Annotated in this window: 18 protein-coding genes; 3 read left to right on the top strand and 15 right to left on the bottom strand. The window is 67.2% G+C overall.

The genetic code is table 11. From position 1 onward, the window contains the following. Positions 1-2: 2 nt before the first annotated feature. Both uraH and uraD read right to left on the bottom strand, forming a co-directional pair. Positions 3-320 (bottom strand): hydroxyisourate hydrolase, encoded by a 318-nt coding sequence (gene uraH / locus ACFQ9K_RS19865; RefSeq protein WP_378719491.1) that lies wholly within the window; start codon positions 318-320, stop codon positions 3-5. Further along, entirely contained in the window at positions 317-820 is a 504-nt protein-coding gene (gene uraD, locus ACFQ9K_RS19860) for a 2-oxo-4-hydroxy-4-carboxy-5-ureidoimidazoline decarboxylase (RefSeq protein WP_378719493.1), read from the bottom strand. The genes uraH and uraD overlap by 4 nt, the downstream gene beginning before the upstream one ends. A gap of 150 nt (positions 821-970) precedes the next feature. Here uraD and ACFQ9K_RS19855 point away from each other — a divergent pair, with 150 nt between their 5' ends. Both ACFQ9K_RS19855 and ACFQ9K_RS19850 read left to right on the top strand, forming a co-directional pair. After that, a complete protein-coding gene (locus ACFQ9K_RS19855) occupies positions 971-1,570 on the top strand; it encodes an NTP transferase domain-containing protein (protein WP_378719495.1) in 600 nt (199 codons plus the stop codon). A gap of 13 nt (positions 1,571-1,583) precedes the next feature. Then, a complete protein-coding gene (locus ACFQ9K_RS19850; protein WP_378719497.1) occupies positions 1,584-2,606 on the top strand; it encodes an XdhC family protein in 1,023 nt (340 codons plus the stop codon). Here the strand turns inward: ACFQ9K_RS19850 and ACFQ9K_RS19845 are convergent. The 4 genes from ACFQ9K_RS19845 to ACFQ9K_RS19830 all read right to left on the bottom strand — a co-directional run bounded on the left by ACFQ9K_RS19845 (position 2,603) and on the right by ACFQ9K_RS19830 (position 6,312). After that, on the bottom strand, positions 2,603-3,697 hold the full coding sequence (locus tag ACFQ9K_RS19845) for an ABC transporter substrate-binding protein (protein ID WP_378719499.1): 1,095 nt from the start codon (positions 3,695-3,697) through the stop codon (positions 2,603-2,605). The two genes, ACFQ9K_RS19850 and ACFQ9K_RS19845, sit on opposite strands and share 4 nt — an antisense overlap. A gap of 80 nt (positions 3,698-3,777) precedes the next feature. Continuing rightward, a complete protein-coding gene (locus ACFQ9K_RS19840) occupies positions 3,778-4,575 on the bottom strand; it encodes an ABC transporter permease (RefSeq protein ID WP_378719532.1) in 798 nt (265 codons plus the stop codon). A 20-nt stretch (positions 4,576-4,595) separates the two neighbouring features. Continuing rightward, the gene (locus ACFQ9K_RS19835; RefSeq protein WP_378719501.1) at positions 4,596-5,342 is read right to left on the bottom strand and encodes an ABC transporter permease; all 747 of its coding nucleotides are present in this window, start codon (positions 5,340-5,342) and stop codon (positions 4,596-4,598) included. 127 nt (positions 5,343-5,469) lie between these two features. Then, positions 5,470-6,312, bottom strand: coding sequence for an ABC transporter ATP-binding protein (locus tag ACFQ9K_RS19830; protein ID WP_378719503.1), 843 nt, complete (start codon positions 6,310-6,312; stop codon positions 5,470-5,472). A 160-nt stretch (positions 6,313-6,472) separates the two neighbouring features. Here ACFQ9K_RS19830 and pnuC point away from each other — a divergent pair, with 160 nt between their 5' ends. Then, positions 6,473-7,156, top strand: coding sequence for a nicotinamide riboside transporter PnuC (gene pnuC / locus ACFQ9K_RS19825; RefSeq protein ID WP_378719533.1), 684 nt, complete (start codon positions 6,473-6,475; stop codon positions 7,154-7,156). Positions 7,157-7,181: 25 nt separating this feature from the next. Here pnuC and ACFQ9K_RS19820 read toward each other — a convergent pair whose 3' ends face one another. The 9 genes from ACFQ9K_RS19820 to ACFQ9K_RS19780 all read right to left on the bottom strand — a co-directional run bounded on the left by ACFQ9K_RS19820 (position 7,182) and on the right by ACFQ9K_RS19780 (position 17,022). Next, positions 7,182-7,922 (bottom strand): TetR/AcrR family transcriptional regulator, encoded by a 741-nt coding sequence (locus ACFQ9K_RS19820; protein ID WP_378719505.1) that lies wholly within the window; start codon positions 7,920-7,922, stop codon positions 7,182-7,184. Between the two features lie 8 nt (positions 7,923-7,930). Next, entirely contained in the window at positions 7,931-9,472 is a 1,542-nt protein-coding gene (locus ACFQ9K_RS19815) for a cytochrome P450 (RefSeq protein WP_378719507.1), read from the bottom strand. Positions 9,473-9,717: 245 nt separating this feature from the next. Continuing rightward, positions 9,718-9,882, bottom strand: a complete 165-nt coding sequence (locus tag ACFQ9K_RS19810; RefSeq protein WP_378719509.1) for a hypothetical protein — start codon at positions 9,880-9,882, stop codon at positions 9,718-9,720. 32 nt (positions 9,883-9,914) lie between these two features. Then, the gene (locus ACFQ9K_RS19805; protein WP_378719511.1) at positions 9,915-10,706 is read right to left on the bottom strand and encodes a DeoR/GlpR family DNA-binding transcription regulator; all 792 of its coding nucleotides are present in this window, start codon (positions 10,704-10,706) and stop codon (positions 9,915-9,917) included. Positions 10,707-10,818: 112 nt separating this feature from the next. After that, entirely contained in the window at positions 10,819-12,894 is a 2,076-nt protein-coding gene (locus tag ACFQ9K_RS19800; protein WP_378719512.1) for a CocE/NonD family hydrolase, read from the bottom strand. A gap of 140 nt (positions 12,895-13,034) precedes the next feature. After that, entirely contained in the window at positions 13,035-13,688 is a 654-nt protein-coding gene (locus ACFQ9K_RS19795) for a TetR/AcrR family transcriptional regulator (RefSeq protein ID WP_378719514.1), read from the bottom strand. A gap of 66 nt (positions 13,689-13,754) precedes the next feature. Further along, positions 13,755-15,155, bottom strand: coding sequence for a lipase family protein (locus ACFQ9K_RS19790; protein ID WP_378719516.1), 1,401 nt, complete (start codon positions 15,153-15,155; stop codon positions 13,755-13,757). Between the two features lie 134 nt (positions 15,156-15,289). Next, positions 15,290-16,198: a carbohydrate ABC transporter permease gene (locus ACFQ9K_RS19785; protein WP_378719518.1), complete on the bottom strand. Its 909-nt coding sequence runs from the start codon at positions 16,196-16,198 to the stop codon at positions 15,290-15,292. Beyond that, a complete protein-coding gene (locus tag ACFQ9K_RS19780) occupies positions 16,195-17,022 on the bottom strand; it encodes a carbohydrate ABC transporter permease (RefSeq protein WP_378719520.1) in 828 nt (275 codons plus the stop codon). Before ACFQ9K_RS19780 ends, ACFQ9K_RS19785 begins: the two co-directional genes overlap by 4 nt. Positions 17,023-17,040 lie beyond the last annotated feature (18 nt).

Below are 17,040 nucleotides of genomic sequence, written 5' to 3'. Positions count from 1 at the left end.
GTTCAGCTCCCTCGATAGGTGGAAAAGGCAAACGGCGACAGCAACAACGGGACGTGGTAGTGCCGCTCCGCGGTGACCTCGAAGCTCACCGAGACCTCGGGGTAAAAGGTGTCGACCTGTTGCCCGGCGAAATAGGGACCGGTCGCGAACACCAGGCGATAGCCGCCCGCCGGCAGCGCGCCGCCCAGTGCGCCGATCCGGCCGTCCGCGTCGGTGACGCCCGAATCCAGCTGCTCGGCACCGCGATACAGCGTCACCGCGACGTCCTCGGCGGGCGCGCCGCGCATCGCGTCGAGCACGTGCGTGCTCAACGAGCTCATCGGGTCGCCGCCGGCAACGCGCGCAACCGGATTCGATTGATCTTCGCCAGTTCGGTTCGCATGACCCGCCTTTCGGTCTCGGCATCGTTGCCCAATCGCGCCGCCAGGATCGCGAGCAGCTCATCGCCCGATCTGCCGCTCGCACAGACCAGATAGATGTGCCCGAACCGCGCCTCGTAGGCCCGGTTCCCGGCCGCGAGCGCCGACCGTACCGCGTCGTCGGCGGTGGCGACCCCCGCTTGCTCGCGCGCCGAGGCGGCCGTGTCCGCTCGCTCGCCGATCCGCGGATGCCCGGCGAGCGCTCGATCGATCTCCGCCTCGGGCAGGTCCGCCAAGGCGGCGTCCGCGGCCGCGAGCAGGGCGTCGACGCTCGGATACGGCCGCCCCGCGACCAGCACCCGCGCCCATTCGGGCGAAGAGCAACACGCGAGCAATGCCTCGGTGGCGGCCGCTTCGGGCAGCGCGTGGAACCCGGCGAGGCCCGCCTCGTCGTCTGTCATCGGACCAGCATCGAATACGACCCGCCCGGCCGCCACCCGAAAGAGATAGATCACCCTCGGCGTGTCGCCGCAATGAATGCGGTCGCGCAGGTCCCCGAGCAGCACTGTTCCGGCACGCGCGCACCGCGGTTCCGGGCTAACGTCGTACCCATGGCTGTACCCGATCGCCCGGCCGCCCCGCCCGCCTGCGCGGGCATCGTGCTCGCCGCGGGCGCAGGCACCCGGTACGGACGGCCGAAGGCACTGGCCGAGGGCGGCGCCTGGCTGCGCGGCGCGGTGGCCGCGCTGCGCGACGGCGGCTGCGATCCGGTGATCGTGGTCCTCGGCGCCACCGGACCCGATCCGCGCCCGCTCGACCTTCCGCCGGGCGTCCAATCCGTGTGGGCCGCGGACTGGGCCACCGGGCTCGGCGCGTCCGTGCGGGCCGGGCTGATCGCCGCCGCGCGCACCCCGGCGCGCTTCGCCGCGATCATGCCGGTGGATACCCCGGACGTCGGCGCGGATGTCGTCGCCAGGGTCACCGCCGCCGCGTTCGGCTCGCCGAGCGGCCTCGCACGGGCTGTGTTCCACAACACACCCGGGCATCCGGTTGTGCTCGCGCACAAGCACTGGACCTCGATATGTCAGGAGGCCGTAGGAGATTCAGGCGCGCGCACCTATTTGTCCCGCAAGGCAGATATGGTGTGCGTCACGTGCGACGATTTGGCGACGGGCGTCGATCGTGACTACCCGGCCTCGTCCGCACGGTGATCGGAGCGAGCAGATGCGGGACATCATCGATGACCTATTGCGGGTGTGGCATTCCGGGCGTACCGGCGGGCTGGCCACGATCGTGCGCACGATGGGCTCCGCGACGTTACCGGTCGGCTCCGCGATGCTGGTCGATCCGGACGGCGGCGTCTACGGCGCGGTGACCGACGGCGGGCTGGAGGAGATCGCCTACGAGGCGGTGCTGCAAGCCGCCCGCACGGGCCGGCGCGCGCTGCACCGCTACGGCGCGGCTACCGTCGCCGACCGGGACAGCACGATGGACGTGTTCACCGAACCGTTCTCGCGCAGGCACTTTCCCGAGTTCCCCCTCGTCGCCGCGGAGATCGCCGCGCACCGGCGGATCACCGTGTTCACCGTGGTGTGGAACTCCGACGCCGACCTGATCGGCCAGCACCTGGTCACCGACAAGAAGCACGGCACCGAGCTGCTCGCGCTGCCGGATTCGGATGTGTTCGTCGCGTCGTTCGCCCCGCCGCCGCGGCTGATCATCTTCGGCGCCAACTCTTTTGCCGCCGCACTGACCGTGCAGGCCCGGCTGCTCGGCTACCGGGTCACCATCTGCGACTCCAGGGAGAACTTCGCCAAACCGGAGAAGTTCCCCGGCGCGGAGGTGGTCGTCGACTGGCCGCACCGCTACCTGAACACGCTGTCCTCGGCGGGCGAAATCGACAGCAGCACCGGCATTGTCGTCACCTCACACGATCCGAAGTTCGAGATCCCGCTGCTCACCGTCGCGCTCCGACTACCCGAGCTCGGTTACCTGGGCGCGATGGGCGCGCACACCGTGCACACCCAGCGCATGGAAGACCTACGCGCGGGCGGCTTCACCGAAGCGACCCTCGCCCGCCTGCACTCCCCCGCCGGACTAGATCTCGGCGCCCGCACCGCCACCGAGATGGCCATCGCGATCGCCGCCGAGCTGATTGCCGCCAGGACCGAACAGTCCGGGCGGCACTCGCTCGATCACTCCAACACCCAGTCGCCACTGAAAACAGTTGTCGGACTGAGTAGTTAAGCCTTCAGCCCCGGGTTCTCGGCGTACACCTCACGCAGCACCGAGAGGTCGAACAACTCCTCGGCCTTGATATCGAGATCGGCCGCGCGCAACGCGGCGATGTTCTGCTCGATCAGCTTGTCGGTCATGGTCAGCAGCCCGTTCGCGGTCGCGTCCGGGGAGGTGACCAGATCGTTCTGCGCCACTGCCTCTTTCGTCTGCTCGGCCAGGTCCAGCTTCTGATCCTTGCCGTACACCTCGACCGCGAGACGGGCGGACTCGGCGGGATTGGCGACCGCGTCCTTCCAGCCCTTGATCTCCGCCACCAGGAACGCCTTCAGCTTCTCCCGCTCCTTGTCGATGGTGGACTGCTTGACCGTGAGCGTCTCGGCGACCAGCGGCAGGTTGTAATCGGCGAACAGGAAGTGCGTGTTCGCGAATCCCTTGGCGGTCAAGGTGATCGGCTCGTTGGTCACGTAGCTGACCCAACCGTCGACCTCGCCGTTGGCCAGCGGGGACGGATCGAACTGCGCGGGCACGATGGTGACGTCGTTCGGCTTGAGGCCGTTGGCGGTGAGCAGCGCCTTGAAGATCAGCTGGTTGGTGTCCTGCACGCCGATCTTCTTGCCGCGCATGTCCTCGGGCGTCTTGATCGGCTTGGCCGCCGAGCTGACGATCGCGAACGGGTTCTTCTGGTAGGTGGTGGCGATGATCTTGCCCGGCAGCCCTTCGAGCACCGCCTTGGCGGTGGTCTGCGGCGCGGACAGGCCGAGCCAGATCTTCCCGGTGTCCAGCCCGGCCTCCACCGAGGTGCTGGCCGCGCCGCCCGCGATGAGGTTGACCGAGCCGAAACCGGCCTCCTTGAAATAGCCCTTGCTGTCCGCGAAGTACTCGCCGGCGAATTCGATGTTTTTCAGCCAGGACAGCTGCACCGCGACGGTGCCGTATTTGGAGCCGTCCGCGGTGGAGCCACCCGAGGAGTCGGCGGCGTTGTCGCCGCACGCGGCGAGCAGGCCCGCACCGCCGAGTGCGGCACCTGCCATTGCGGAGTAACGAAACAGAGACCGTCGGTTCAGTGAAGGCCCGAACGAGGAGCTTTGCACGGGTGTCATGGGCCGAATCTAGGTCGATTGCGTTTCATTTTCTTTACTTTGACGTTCCGAGCGGTGATTTGCTCGAATTTCACCGGGATTCAGGACCTACCGGCGTCGGCGCCGAAGCGGGCCAGCACCAGATTCTCGATGACGCCCACCACCGCGTAGAGCAGCACCGAGACGATCGTGACGATGACGATCGACGCCCACAGCTGGTTGTACTGGAACGTCGGAATGGCGCGAATCAGGCTGGCGCCCAACCCCGTTCCGCTGCCGAGCCACTCGCCGAGCAGCGCACCGATGAGCGCGCCGGGCACCGAGATCCGGGCAGCGGCGAACACCGAGGGCAGCGCCGCCGGCACCGCGACCATCCGCAAACCGGTCCATTTGGACCCGCCGTACGCGGCCACCAGGTCCATCGCCTGCCGGGGCGCGTTGCGCAACCCCGCCATGATCATCACCAGCGCCGGGAAGAACACCACGATCGCGGCCAGCACGGTCACCCCGCCCAGCCCGCGACCGAACACCAGCACGATGATCGGGGCGAGCACCACCAGCGGCACCGAGCGCAGCAGCATCGCCACCGGCAGGAAGGTCTGCTCCACCGCGGCGAACGAGACGAACAGCGCGGCCACCACCAGCGCGGCCAGCATGCCGAGCGCGAACCCGATCGCCGCGTCCCGCAGGGTGATCTGCAGGTCGTCGATGATCACCGCCCGCGCGGCACTCGCGCCGCGCGAGGTCACCAGGTAGCGCCAGATGTCTTCCGGCGACTTGCCCACGCGCGGCCCGACCTGTGGAAACGCCTCGAGGAAGACGTACCAGATCACCAGCATCAACAGCAGCGAGGTGAACAGCGGGAACAGGAACTTCCCGATCCGCAGGACAACCTGCATCGGACCTCCCTCTTTCGTGGTCATCGCGCCTCCTGGGTGGTCCACGGGGCGACCACGCGGGCGGCCAGCGCGACGACCGCGTAGCCGAGGCCGGCCAGCGCCGCCGCGGCCAGCGCCATGCCCCAGGTGCGGGGCACGTTGTAGGCCGTCTGCGCGGCGGTCAGCGCGACCCCGATACCGCTGTCGACACCGCCGAGGTACTCGCCGATGATCGCCCCGAGCACGGCCGACGGGGCGGCGATCTTCAACGCCGCGAACGTATTCGGCAACGCCGAGATCAACTGCACCCGGTACAGCTGCTGCCAGCGCCCGCCGCCGTAGGCCCGCACCAGATCGAGGCTCGTTCGGTCCGCCGACCGCAATCCGGTCACGGTGCCGACCATGGTGGTGAAGAAGCAGTACATCGCGGCCAGGAACACCGTCGGGGTGCGCCCGCCGAACACGACCAGGATGATCGGCCCGAGCGCGAGCAGCGGCGTGCAGTAGCTCAGGATCGCCAGCTGGGTGGCCAGCGATTCGATCTGCGGAATCAGCATGATGAGGATCGCCAGCGCGATGGCCATCCCGTTCCCCCACACGAATCCCTTCAACGCGCCGAGCGCGGTGATCCGGAAGTTCGGGCCGTAGAGCCCCCACCCGTCGGTGTACATCGTGTGCACGACCGTCCAGGGGCTGGGCACGGTGCCGCCCGCCACCCCGAGCGCGGCGAGCAGCCACCACACCCCGATCAGCCCGGCGACGCCGAGCAATCCGCCGATCCGCTTCATCCCCGGCCTCCCTGACCACGTCGGACGCACAGCGCGGCCGACCGCATGGGCCGCCCGTACGAGCGCACCCGCTGCCACCCCGGTCTCGCCTGCCATCGGCAGCGTGCCGGTCGTTGTCCGTCGTCGCTCATGCCTGCACCGCGCCCGTGCTCGACTTACCCGCATCGGTGCCAAGCGCGCCGCCGGTGCCGGTCTTCCCGAACAGCAGCTCCGACAGGTAGTCGTGCAGTTTGTGGAACTCGGGGGTGCGCATCATCTCCGGGGTGCGCGGGCGCGGCAGGTCGATCTCCACCAGTTCCAGCACCCGGCCCGGCCGCGGGCTCATCACCGCGACCACGTCGGAGAGGAACACCGCCTCGGCGATGCCGTGCGTGACCATCAGCGTGGTCGCGGGCTTCTCCGTCCAGATCCGCAGCAGCTCCAGGTTGAGCCGCTGCCTGGTCATGTCGTCCAGGGCGCCGAACGGCTCGTCGAGCAGCAGCACGGTCGGCTTGACCACCAGCGCCCGCGCGATCGAGACGCGCTGGCGCATGCCACCGGACAGCTGCGCGGGCTTGGCCTTCTCGAAACCGTCCAGCCCGACCAGCTGGATCAGGTCGGCGATCAGCGCCGGGTCCGGGGTGAGGCCCGCCACCTGCAAGGGCAGCTTGATGTTCGACTCCACCGTGCGCCACGGCAGCAGCGCCGAGTCCTGGAACGCGATGCCGAGTTCGTGCCTGCGGACCAGCTCGGCGGGCGTCTGGCCGTCGATGAGCGTCTTGCCCGCGCTCGGTGTCTCCAGCCCGGCCAGGATGCGCAGGACGGTCGACTTGCCGCAGCCGGACGGGCCGAGCAGCGACAGGAAGGTGCCCTGTTCGGTATGCAGATCGACCGAGTCGAGGGCCGCTACCGTCTTCCGCCCCACCCTGAAGGTTTTGGTCAACCCACTGATGTGAATTCCGGTCCCCCCGGCACTGCTTTCCACGCTCATGAAGGTCACCCTAGAAGCAGCCCGTTGCACAGATATTGCGAATCGCGACCCCAGATTTCGCAATCGTTACGCGAACCCGCGCGCACACCGGATTTCCGATCGTCGCGAGCCGATCTCCCGCTCGTGGATGACATCGGGGCGCGCGCTGGTTGCACCACAGGTGAACCCGATCTACGCGCTGCTCGACGCCAAGCTGCACATCGCCGGCTCGGAGATCCTCTGGCGCGAGGTGATCGGCAACGGTTTCGGCCTCGCCTCCGCGCTCGGTGGCATGCGCAGGCGGGTCTGGGCCTGGCCGATCGGCATCGCCGGGAACGCGCTGCTGTTCACCGTTTTCGTGGGCGGGGTGTTCAACACCCCGCAGCATCTGAACATGGCGGGGCAGGCCGGGCGTCAGCTGATGTTCATCGCGGTCAGCGTCTACGGCTGGTGGAGCTGGCATCGGCATGCCAGCGAGACCGGCCTCGAACATCGGGGCGTCGAACCGCGCTGGGCGAGCAACCGCGAACGGCTCGTGCTCGTCGCCGCGATGCTGGCCGGAACCGCGGCCTTTGCCCAGCTCTTCGCGCTGATCGGGTCGTATGGGCCGTGGGCAGAGGCCTGGATCTTCACCGGCTCGGTACTGGCGACCTACGGGATGGCCCGCGGCCTCGCCGAATTCTGGCTGATCTGGATCGCCGTCGACATCGTCGGTATCCCGCTGCTGGTGCAGGCCGGTTACTACCCGTCGGCGACGCTGTACTTCGTCTACGCGGGGTTCGTCGCGTGGGGATTCCTGGTCTGGATGCGCAATATTCGCGCGGAGGCGTTGCCCGCGGCCGTGCCGGTGGCCTCGGCGCACTGAGCTTCGGGACGAAAACGCTTGCGGTTCAGTCCTTCTGGGCCGCGGCATCGGCGAAGAGCTTGGCGAGCACCTCGGCGATATTCGCGGAACGGTCGAAGTGGTAGCCGAGATCGGCGGCGTGACCGGCGAACAGGTGCCAGGCGGAGGCCGTGAGCATGCGGGCGATGGTTTCCTGGTCCGGACGCTCGGCCCCGGCGGGCGTACTCAGGTACTGGGTCACGATGCCCTCCACCATGCCGACCAGCCCGTAGGCCAGCGGACGGTACGGTTCGACATCGATGGCGAGCATGCCGGTCCACGACGAGAACTGTTGCCACAGCGTCTCGGCGACCCGGTGCCTGCCGATGGTGAGGCTGGTCTCCCCCGACGAGTGCCCAGGGCCGTTCTGCGCGAACTGGTAGAGATTGGGGTGCGCCGCGGCCCAGCTCACCACCCGGCGGATCACGTCGTGGAACACCTCCTCCGCGGTCTTGGCCGGGTCGAGCACGAGCAGCGTCTCCACCTCGGACACGTAGTGATCCATGATGTGCTCGCGCACCCGGGCGTCCAGGTCTTCGCGGTTGTCGAACTGCCGGTAGACCACCGAGCGGGCCAGGCCGGCGCGCTCGGCGATCTGCTGGATCGATATCTCGGCCGCGGGACCGTTCTCCTCGATCAGCGCGACGGCGGCCTCGAGGATCTGCGCCTGCCGGGTCGAGTTGTGTTCGTCCCACCGATGACCGCCCGAGCGCCTGCGATGGGTACGCATGTGGGCGGGCGGTTTCACGGATCCGACTATACGGCGGTGTCCGCGCGCTCCAGTTCCGGCAGGAACCGGGGGCGCATGGGCAGCGGGCCGTCCGGGCCGCCGGTGAACGAGATCTGGCGGCGCACGCGCTGATCCGACACCGCGTCGAATTGCAGCTGCTGGGCGAAGGTCGCGACCACGAGCGCGGCCTCCATGTTCGCGAATCCCGAAGCGACACACATTCTTTTGCCCGCCCCGAACGGCATGGTGGCTCGCTTGTGTTCGCGGGCAATGTTTTCCGGCAGGTAGCGGCTCGGATCGAACTCGTCCGGGCGCTCCCACACCCGCTGGTTGTGGTGCGATCCGTGGATCAGCGTGATCACCGTGGTCCCGGGCTTGATCCGGTAACCGCCCAGCGCGTCCTCGGCCTTCGCCGTTCGGGCCAGGCCGACCACCGGCGGCAGCACGCGCATCGTCTCGGCGACCACGGCCTGGGTCCACGGCAGCCGGTCGAGGTCGGCGGCGGTGGCCGGGCGCGCGCCGAGCACCGAGGTCACCTCGTCGCGCAGGCGGTCGCGGGCCTCCGGATGTTCGGCGAGCAGCTGCCAGACCCAGGTCAGGGCGGTCGCGGTGGTCTCCATGCCCGCGCCGATGAACGTCATCAGCTCGTCGTGGATCTCCTGATCGGTGTATTTGTAGCCGGTTTCCGGGTCGGACGCGTCGATCAGGGCGGCGAGCAGGTTGTCCTTGCGGGTGATCCGGCCCGCGCGGTGATCGGCGATCAGGCCGTCGACCACGCGCTCGGCGTGGCGCAGGTCGCGCATGCTGCGCGGCTCGATCACCCAGCCCGCGGCCCGCATGATCCGCATCGGCAGCCGCGAATTCCCGGCATCGGCGCGGTGACGTCCATGCTTGTGCAGCCAGGTCGCGAAGTGGTGCAGCGGATGGCTGAGGTTCGTCATGAAGCCGCGGCCGAAGAAGCGCAGCAGTCGATACAGCACCACCTCCGACATCGGGCCGGTGATGTCGGTGCCGAACATGGTCCGCGACGTGACATCCAAAGTGAGCCGGTTCATTTCGGCATTGACGTCGACGATGCCGTCCCCCGCCGACAGCTCCCGGATCCGCGCGACCGCGTCCCGTGCCGCCTCGACCATCACCGGCGCGAACCCATCCACGTTGCGCTTGGCGAAGATCGGCTGCACCAGTCGCCGATTGCGCTGCCACAGTTCATCGTTCAGATCGGTGACCAGCCCGCGGCCGAACGCCACCGCGAGCATGTCGTAATCCGGGCTCTTCGTGTAGTTGTTCTGATTGGTCACCAGCACATGCCGGGCCAACTCCGGACTCCGCACGATGACGAACTTCGCGAACGGCACCCTGGCGACGATCACGTCATCCTGCCCCGGAAAGTTCGTCACATAGTCCAGCGCCGTGTGATCGCGCACCCGCGGCAGGATCCCGATCGACAGTTTCACCGACTCCCACCAGGTCACCGGCGTGCCGTGCCAGCGGATGAACGTCGGTGCCCACCGCGGTGGATGCAGTGTCGAATCGACGACGGAAGCAACGGGCTCGACCTCGGCCATAGCAGGCTCACCTTGCCTTACACACTCACATGGGACGTGCTGTCCCACTCAGAGTAGTGAGACACGATGACCCGGTCAATGGGTGACCATCACCCACCCCCCTGCCCCGGACACAGCACAGCCCGGTAGGCCGGCCAAGGCCTACCGGGCTGCATCATCGACGGCCCCGCGATCGAGCGGAACTACGCGTGGCGGCGCGAAAGAGCAAGTCTCATCGATCAATCGGTGCCGAGCGAACAGAATCCCTAGTTGGGCGTATCCCCCTCATAATCCATGTCCGCCGCCTGATCCTCCGTCGTCGCCGCAGCATCCTCCGTCGCATCCGGCTGATCAACGCCCTCCCGATCCACCTCGGTGTCATCGGACCGCTCTGTACGGGGTTCAGTCGTCATGCACTCGAACATGCCCACCCCAGCCACCTTCAAACAGGACGGGGCAACGTTCACACGACGTCGACTCGGACGCCGGTGGCGCGGATGGCGGCTACTGCGGATGGGTCGGCGTCGGCGTCGGTGACCAGGACCTGGACCTGTTCGATGGTGCAGATTCGGGCCAGTGCGGTGCGTTCGAGTTTGTCGGCGGTGGCGACGACCATGACGTGACGGGAGCGGCGGACCATTTCGGTGGTGACGCCGGCCTCGTCGATGTGGCGGCATTGGGCGCCGCCCTCGGCGGAGATGGCGTTGACGCCGAGGATCAGCTCGTCGAGGCGGAGTTCGGCGAGCGCGCGCTCGGCCAGCGGGCCGTGCAGTTCGTAGGATTCGCGCCGGGCCACGCCGCCCAGCACGACGGTGCGCATGTGCGGGCGCAGGACCATTTCGCCCGCGATATTGAGCGCGTTGGTGACGAGGGTCAGCTGCTCGTCGCCGGTCATGCCGAGGTCGGTGCGGCCGGCCAGGGCGCGCGCCACGGCGGTGGTGGTCGTGCCGCCGTTCATCGCGATGACCTTGTGCGGATCCACCAGGGACGCAGCGTGTTCCGCGATCCGCTGCTTCGCCTCGCCGCCGGTCTGCCGGTACCGCGCGGGCAGGTCGTAGGCGACGGAGGTCGCCACGACACCGCCGTGGGTCCTGGTCGCCAGCTGCTGTTCGGCCAGCGCGGTGAAGTCGCGGCGAACCGTGGCCGAGGACACGCCGAGTCGCTCGGCGGCCTCCTCCACGGACAGCCGTCCGGATTCGGCGAGCAGTTCGAGCAGCCGGTTCCACCGCTGCGGGCGGTCGGTCGGTCCGGTCATCTCACACCGCCCCGAACCCGACCTGCTGTTTTTCTAGGCACGCGCACAATCTGACCATAGGCACGCTGCCGACCGTAGAGATTCCGGTGCGGCAATGCCAAGCGCCGCCGGCTCAGCGGTGCATCGCGGCGGCGCCGGCCAGCGGCACGGTGAGGAACGAGGCCGCGCCCTCGGTGCGCTGAATGTCGTAGACGCCGCCGAGCAGCGCCGGATAGTCCTTCGGGTTGAGGATGTGGGTGGGCGCGTCGCCGGAGCCGATGGTGATCTGCAAACGGTGCCCAGGCCGGAAGACGTGGAAGGCGGGGCGGATCTTGACGTTGTACTCGGTCACCCGGCCGGGAACCACCGGCAGCATCGACTCTCGCGTACCGGGATGGAACGCACCGAGCACGCTGCCGTCCGGGGCGCGCCACGTCCGATCCTCGTCCAGCGCGCGGAAGTTGCCCGCCAGCTGGCCGTCGGTCAGCGCGAGCGCCGTGCCGTCGGGCGCGATGTCCTGCACGGTCACGCTGAACGCCGAGGCGGGCGTGTTCGAGACGGCGAACAGGGTGGCGCCGATCGGACCGCCGAGCACCGTCGGTTCGGTGAACGGTTCGGTCGTGTACTGCGGATTGTCCAGTAGCCCAGGCACATCCGGGTGCGCGGGAAACTGCGCACAGGGATCATCGATACCCGCCATCGTGGTGAGCAGTTCGTAGACACCGGAGAAGTTCCGGGAGAACGACGCATTGCAGACGGTGCCGCCGTTGACCGGGCCGAAGGTCACCCGGTCCGAACCTGTTTGCGCCACTGGACGATCCGGCGTCAACCTGCCCTCCGCCGCCAGATACATGTTCTGCGTGGGTGTTTCTCGCATCGGGTAGGTAGCACTCTCGAGCACGTTGCCGTCGACGTCGATGGCGTGCAGCGGCGTCTTCGTCTCGTCGATCCCGTTGCGATCGTTCTTCAACCACCGGTCGAACCAGGCGAGCTGGATGGAGTGCATATCGATATCGGTGTTGCGCTGCTCGCCCGGCTGTACGTGGAACCAAGGGCCGGTGAGCATTTGGAAGCGACCGCTGGATGACGCGTCCGACGGCATCGGTCCGTTGTGCGCGCGCCCGGCGTAGGCGTTCTGCAATCCGGCGAACGTGCGCGGCGTCCCGTCCTGGAGCAGGTCGTATTGACCACTCACCAGGTAGGTCGGAATGTCGTTCGCGGCAATCCGTTCCACCACATTGTCGATCGCCCGCGACTCCCAGTACGGGCCGTTGTACGCCTTGTCGCCGTCGAGCAGCGCGTTGAACACCGAGTGCCAGGTGCCGTCCGACCGGAAGTGCGAGATCAGGTGGTCGACGAAGACACTCGCCAGCTTGTCCGGCTCCCGGTACAACCCGAGGATCGGGTCGATCTGCGGCAGCAGGGTGATCGGGAATTGCAGCATGGAGGCCAGGAACGCGGTGTTGTAGAACCCGTCGTGATCCAGCAGGTCCTGGAACGCGTGGTTACCGGGCATCAGCGGAAACAGCGCCTTCACCGGCGAATCCGGTTCCAGCACACCGGCGGTGAAGAGCTCGCTCATCCCGAGATACGACAGCCCCCACAGGCCGATCTCCCCGGTCGAGTCGGGTAGCCCTGCGGCCCAATGGATTACCCGCTTGGAGTCCTCCCGCTCCTGCGGTTGCAGAATGCTCCACTGCCCACCCGACGAGCCGGTGCCGCGAATATCCACGATCACGCTGATATAGCCGCGCTTGACGAAGTAGTCGCCGTAACCCGCCGCGTCGCCGATCTGCCTTGCCACGTCGATGACGCTGGGCAGCGCGTCGTGCAACAGCGGCCCGAGCCCCTCGTAGGACAGCAGCCGCACAAAGCCCGCACTGTCCTTGCCATATGCCGTCTGAGTCAACATGATCGGGAACGGGCCGGGTGCGGGCCCGCCGGACGCGTCGGTCGGATACCGCACGTCCGCCCGCAGCACCACGCCGTCCGCCATCGGCAGTTCGACATTCTTCCGCTCACCGACGCCGTAGCGCTCGGGCCCCGGATTCCACCCCGCGGGCAATCCGGTGCGCGCATCGGCCTTCGGCAACTCGGCGGTCGGCGCCGAATCCGCGAGCGCGCACGGTGCGGCCGTCGGCAGCGCCGCGCAAACGGCGAGAACGCCGGCCACTACCACCACGCGGACGGCACTTCCGATGGAGGACATGAACGCTCCGTCCAGAGAATCGTCGACTCCCCCGAATAAGGGAGCCGACTCGACTGTAGGAGATTTCCAGATATTCGGCAATACGTCTTTTCAGATGTGTCGCGTAAGTGCGCCTGCCATTTGGTTGCGCCAATTTCACCTCAGGTGAGGGCGAGTCCGGAGTTTACGAAATACGCGATCTCCTCGCAGATTTCGTCCACGCTGAGCACCGAATCGGGCAGCGTGCTCTGCACCAATTCCTGGGCGAGCGAGTTCACCGCGCCGATGACCGCGAGCGCGAAAAGGTCGAACCGGCGCGGCTTGGCCTCGCCGCGCTCGACTCCGCGTTCCGCCTCGCTGATGATCAAAGCGGAAAGCAGGCGCCGTTGCTCCCTCCGCCACTCCTCGACCTTTTGGCTCACGCCGACCACTTCGACATAGCAGACCCGGGCCGACCGATGATCGGCACAGGTCACCGAGAGATAGGCGCGGAAGCTCTCGACCACCCGGGTCGACAGCGGGTCGTTCTCGGTTTTCGCCAGCGCTTCCAAAGCCCGTTCGACCGCGTGCGAGGTCGTCCGGTTGACCAGCGCGATGAGCAAAGCCTCACGGCTGCCCATATCTTCGTAGAAACTGCGCGTGGACACATTCGCGACCGCGCACAGACGCTCGATGGACGTGGCCGCGTAACCCTGGGTTCCGAATAACTCGAGGGCGGCATCGATCAAACGAGTCTGCCGCTGCGCCACCCGTTGTTCCCGCGACAGCCCGCCGTAGCTGCGACCGTCCTTCGATTCCTCTTCCCGCCGTGCCACCGTTCGATGCTACCCGCCGACCCGCCCCGACCCCGGCCCGGACATCGGCTCGAGCCGGGGCGACGACTAGTTGTGCTGGCCGATGGCATATCCGACGAGGGCCTGCGCCATGGGCGGCAGAATCTCCGCCAGGGCCTGGCCGAACTGCGGTTCGCCGACCGTGCTGACCGGGCTGGTAATCGAGCAGCCCGGCGGTGCCGCGACGCCGTTGAGCCGGTCTTTGAGCCAATAGAACGCGCCGGGCAGATGGGAGAGCACACCGGAGAGATGTTCGGCGGCGAATTCCCGGACGTAGGTCACGCTCGGCGCACCCTCGGCACAGTATTTCCGCACGGTCGAATCGGTGCCGGCAATCGGAATCAGCTCGTCGTTCTGTGCGTGATAGAAGTAGATCGGCACGGTCGGCTTCTGTTGTCCGAGCGAGTTATCCGCGATCGCTTCCCGGATCTCGGGCAGGGTGAGCGGATCACCGCCTTGGAAGGTGCCGAAATAGTTGAATCCGGGGAACAGGATGGCACCCTGCGGATGGCACAGCACCTTCTTCGAGGCCATGACGAATTGCCCCAGCGGATCGATTCTTTCGCGCATCACCCGCTGCATTTCCGGGTATTCGGTCGAAATGCCGACGATCGCGGCCGAGATGAGTCCCGCGTACACGCCGCCGTTATTGTGCCGCACCACCCCCGCGTAGTCGCCCGCCGCGACACCGCCCGCGGCGATTCCGACGATATTCAGTTCGGGCGCGTAACTCTCTTTGATCTCCGGGACGAAGGCGGAGGGAATCGTGCCACCCGAGTAACCCCACAGTGCCGCCGGCGTTTCCGGCCCGCTCAACTGCGCGGGCGCGAAATTCTCCGCGGCCCGGATGCCGTCCAGGGTCGCCTGGGCATTCATCCTGGACGCGCCGTATGCCGAATTCGGCCCCTGATAGTCGGGCATCGCGATCGTCCAGCCCTGCCCGAGACCTGCGGCGATCGGAATCAGCGTCTCCGCCGCGTTCACGTAATCGACCGGAATGGCGCCGGATTGGGCCACATACGACGGCGCGCAATACTGCGCGACGCTGTCCTCGGCGATCTGATACGACAGCAACTTCGACCCACCGGCCGGGGCCGGACCGCGCGGCTTCAGGATCGTGGTCACCGTCGAGATCGGCTCACCGTGACTGTCGGTGGTGCGGTAAAGCAACTGCCACGCATCGACATTCAGCTGCACGATGCCCATGAACGCCGGATAGATCGCCCGCGCCCGCAGGATCTCGCCGGGCTGCGCCGCGGCGACCACCCCCGCCGCCGGCCGGTAGAAGTCGTCGAGCTCGGGCGGCAGGGTGAGCGCGGGCGCCGGTTCGATCCGGACCCCCTCCTGCCGCTCCCCTGGTGCCGCCTGCGCCGCACCGAGCGCCGTCCACGCCGCCATCAACGCGATGACGCCGAGGGTTACCACGCGCCCACCATTGCGCACGTTCATCGAAGTGCCTTCCCGTTGCCAATACCGGTAAGGCATGTTTTCAGATACGGCGCAAGAAGTCCAGACTCAGACAGTGATCCGGCGCATAGCCCGCCGGAAGCGGGTGGTGCGACGCACCACCCGCTTCGGCAGAACTACTTGACGCTGCCCGCCGTAAGCCCTGCTACCAGGCGCTTCTCGATGAAAGCGAACAGGATCACGACCGGGATGATGCCGACCGTGGAGATAGCGAACACGTATTGCCATGAGGTGTCGTACTGGCCGACGAACTTGGTCAGCGCGACCGACAGCGGCTGATTCTCCGGGGTGGTCAGCACCACCAGGCTGGCGGCGAATTCGTTCCAGCAGGAGACGATGACGAAGATCGTCGCCGTCACGATGCCCGGCCAGACCAGCGGCAGGCTCACCCGGACCAGGATCTGCCAGCGGCTCAGCCCGTCCAGCATCGCGGCCTCCTCGATCTCCACCGGAATGGAGGCGAAGAAGCTGTGCAGGATCCACACCGCGAACGACAGGTTGAACGCCGCGTTCACCAGGATCATCGCCAGCCAGGTGTCGTTGATTCCCACCGCGAAGAACTCCCGGATCAGACCGGTGACCAGCACCGTCGGCTGCAACATCTGGGTGACCAGCACCAGGCCGAGGAACACCGCGCGGCCCGGGAACTTGTGCCGCGCCGTGTAATACGCCGCCGGGATGGCGACCAGCAGCACGAGCACCGTGGCGAACACCGAAATGATCACCGTGCTGGCCAGATTGAACGGCAGCGGCGTTTCCGGGGTGTCCCACATGGTGGAGTAGTTGTCCGGATGCCACGTCTCCGGGAGGTAAGTCGGTGGGATACGCAGGATTTCGGCCCGGCTCTTCAGCGAGCCGAGCACCATCACGATGAACGGCAGCAGGAACAGCGCGGCCAGCACGACACCGACCGCAGTCAGTTCCCAGCGCCGTCGCTTCGTCCGGACGCCGGGCCGCGCGTCCGAATCGGCCACCGCCACTGCGCCCGTGACCTTCTCGATGTGCGTCAAATCCGCGGCGGTCACCCGTCGACCTCCTGAGTCGGTCGGACCACCTTCACATAGATCGCGATGATGACGATGATCAGCACGAAGTTCAGCACGCTCATCGCCGCCGCCGTGTCGACCTGCTGATTCTGCCGAATCAGCTTGAACATCAACGTGGTTGTGGTGTCGGCCTGAAAACCCGCGATGCTGCCGGTGATCACCTGCAGGATCGGCAGCGAGTTGAACGAGTTGATGATGTTGATGATCGTCGCCACCGCGATCGCCGGACGCAGTTGCGGCAGCGTGAGGAAGCGGTAGCGCTGCCACGCGCTGGCTCCGTCGACCCGGCCCGCCTCGTTGACCTCGGCCGGAATCGCCTGCAGCCCGGCCAGAATCGTATAGGTGGTGAACGGGATGGAGACGAACACCGCGACCCCGATCGCGACCAGGAAGGCCGGCGTCGGCTGCTTGGTGAAGCCGTAACCCCGGTCAAGCAGGCCGATATCGACCAGGAACCGGTTGGCGATGCCGACGTCGGGATCGAGCATGTAGTAGAAGATCGTCGTCGTCATCACGACGGAGGCGGCCCACGGCACCAGGATCGCCATCCGCACCGCGGTGCGGCCGGGGAAATCCTTGTTCAGGAACTGGGCGAGCCCCGCCGAGATCACCAGGGTGATCAGCACGACGGCGACAACCCAGATCACCGTGTGCGCGAGGACGGATCCCAGCTCCGAAATCCCGAACAGCGTGCGGAAGTTCTCCAGGCCCGCCGCGCCCCGGTCCTGACCGTAGGCGCTGAGATCCCGGGTACTGGTCCACAGCATGTAGCAGGCGGGAAAGGCGACGATAGCCGCGATCAAGACCAGCGAGGGTCCGAT

Source organism: Nocardia sp. NPDC056564, from assembly GCF_042793755.1.
Taxonomy (GTDB): Bacteria; Actinomycetota; Actinomycetes; order Mycobacteriales; family Mycobacteriaceae; genus Nocardia.
Note: the sequence above shows the minus strand (reverse complement) of the source record. Positions and strands in the feature narration are given on the sequence as shown.

Bases quoted from the DNA above. Each gene is read 5' to 3' on its own strand.
- ACFQ9K_RS19800 (WP_378719512.1), bottom strand. From the start codon at position 12,894: ATGTCCTCCATCGGAAGTGCCGTCCGCGTGGTGGTAGTGGCCGGCGTT.
- ACFQ9K_RS19840 (WP_378719532.1), bottom strand. From the start codon at position 4,575: ATGCAGGTTGTCCTGCGGATCGGGAAGTTCCTGTTCCCGCTGTTCACC.
- ACFQ9K_RS19815 (WP_378719507.1), bottom strand. From the start codon at position 9,472: ATGGCCGAGGTCGAGCCCGTTGCTTCCGTCGTCGATTCGACACTGCAT.
- ACFQ9K_RS19805 (WP_378719511.1), bottom strand. From the start codon at position 10,706: ATGACCGGACCGACCGACCGCCCGCAGCGGTGGAACCGGCTGCTCGAA.
- ACFQ9K_RS19850 (WP_378719497.1), top strand. From the start codon at position 1,584: ATGCGGGACATCATCGATGACCTATTGCGGGTGTGGCATTCCGGGCGT.
- ACFQ9K_RS19845 (WP_378719499.1), bottom strand. From the start codon at position 3,697: ATGACACCCGTGCAAAGCTCCTCGTTCGGGCCTTCACTGAACCGACGG.
- ACFQ9K_RS19790 (WP_378719516.1), bottom strand. From the start codon at position 15,155: ATGAACGTGCGCAATGGTGGGCGCGTGGTAACCCTCGGCGTCATCGCG.
- uraH (WP_378719491.1), bottom strand. From the start codon at position 320: ATGAGCTCGTTGAGCACGCACGTGCTCGACGCGATGCGCGGCGCGCCC.
- ACFQ9K_RS19835 (WP_378719501.1), bottom strand. From the start codon at position 5,342: ATGAAGCGGATCGGCGGATTGCTCGGCGTCGCCGGGCTGATCGGGGTG.
- ACFQ9K_RS19830 (WP_378719503.1), bottom strand. From the start codon at position 6,312: ATGAGCGTGGAAAGCAGTGCCGGGGGGACCGGAATTCACATCAGTGGG.
- uraD (WP_378719493.1), bottom strand. From the start codon at position 820: ATGACAGACGACGAGGCGGGCCTCGCCGGGTTCCACGCGCTGCCCGAA.
- ACFQ9K_RS19855 (WP_378719495.1), top strand. From the start codon at position 971: ATGGCTGTACCCGATCGCCCGGCCGCCCCGCCCGCCTGCGCGGGCATC.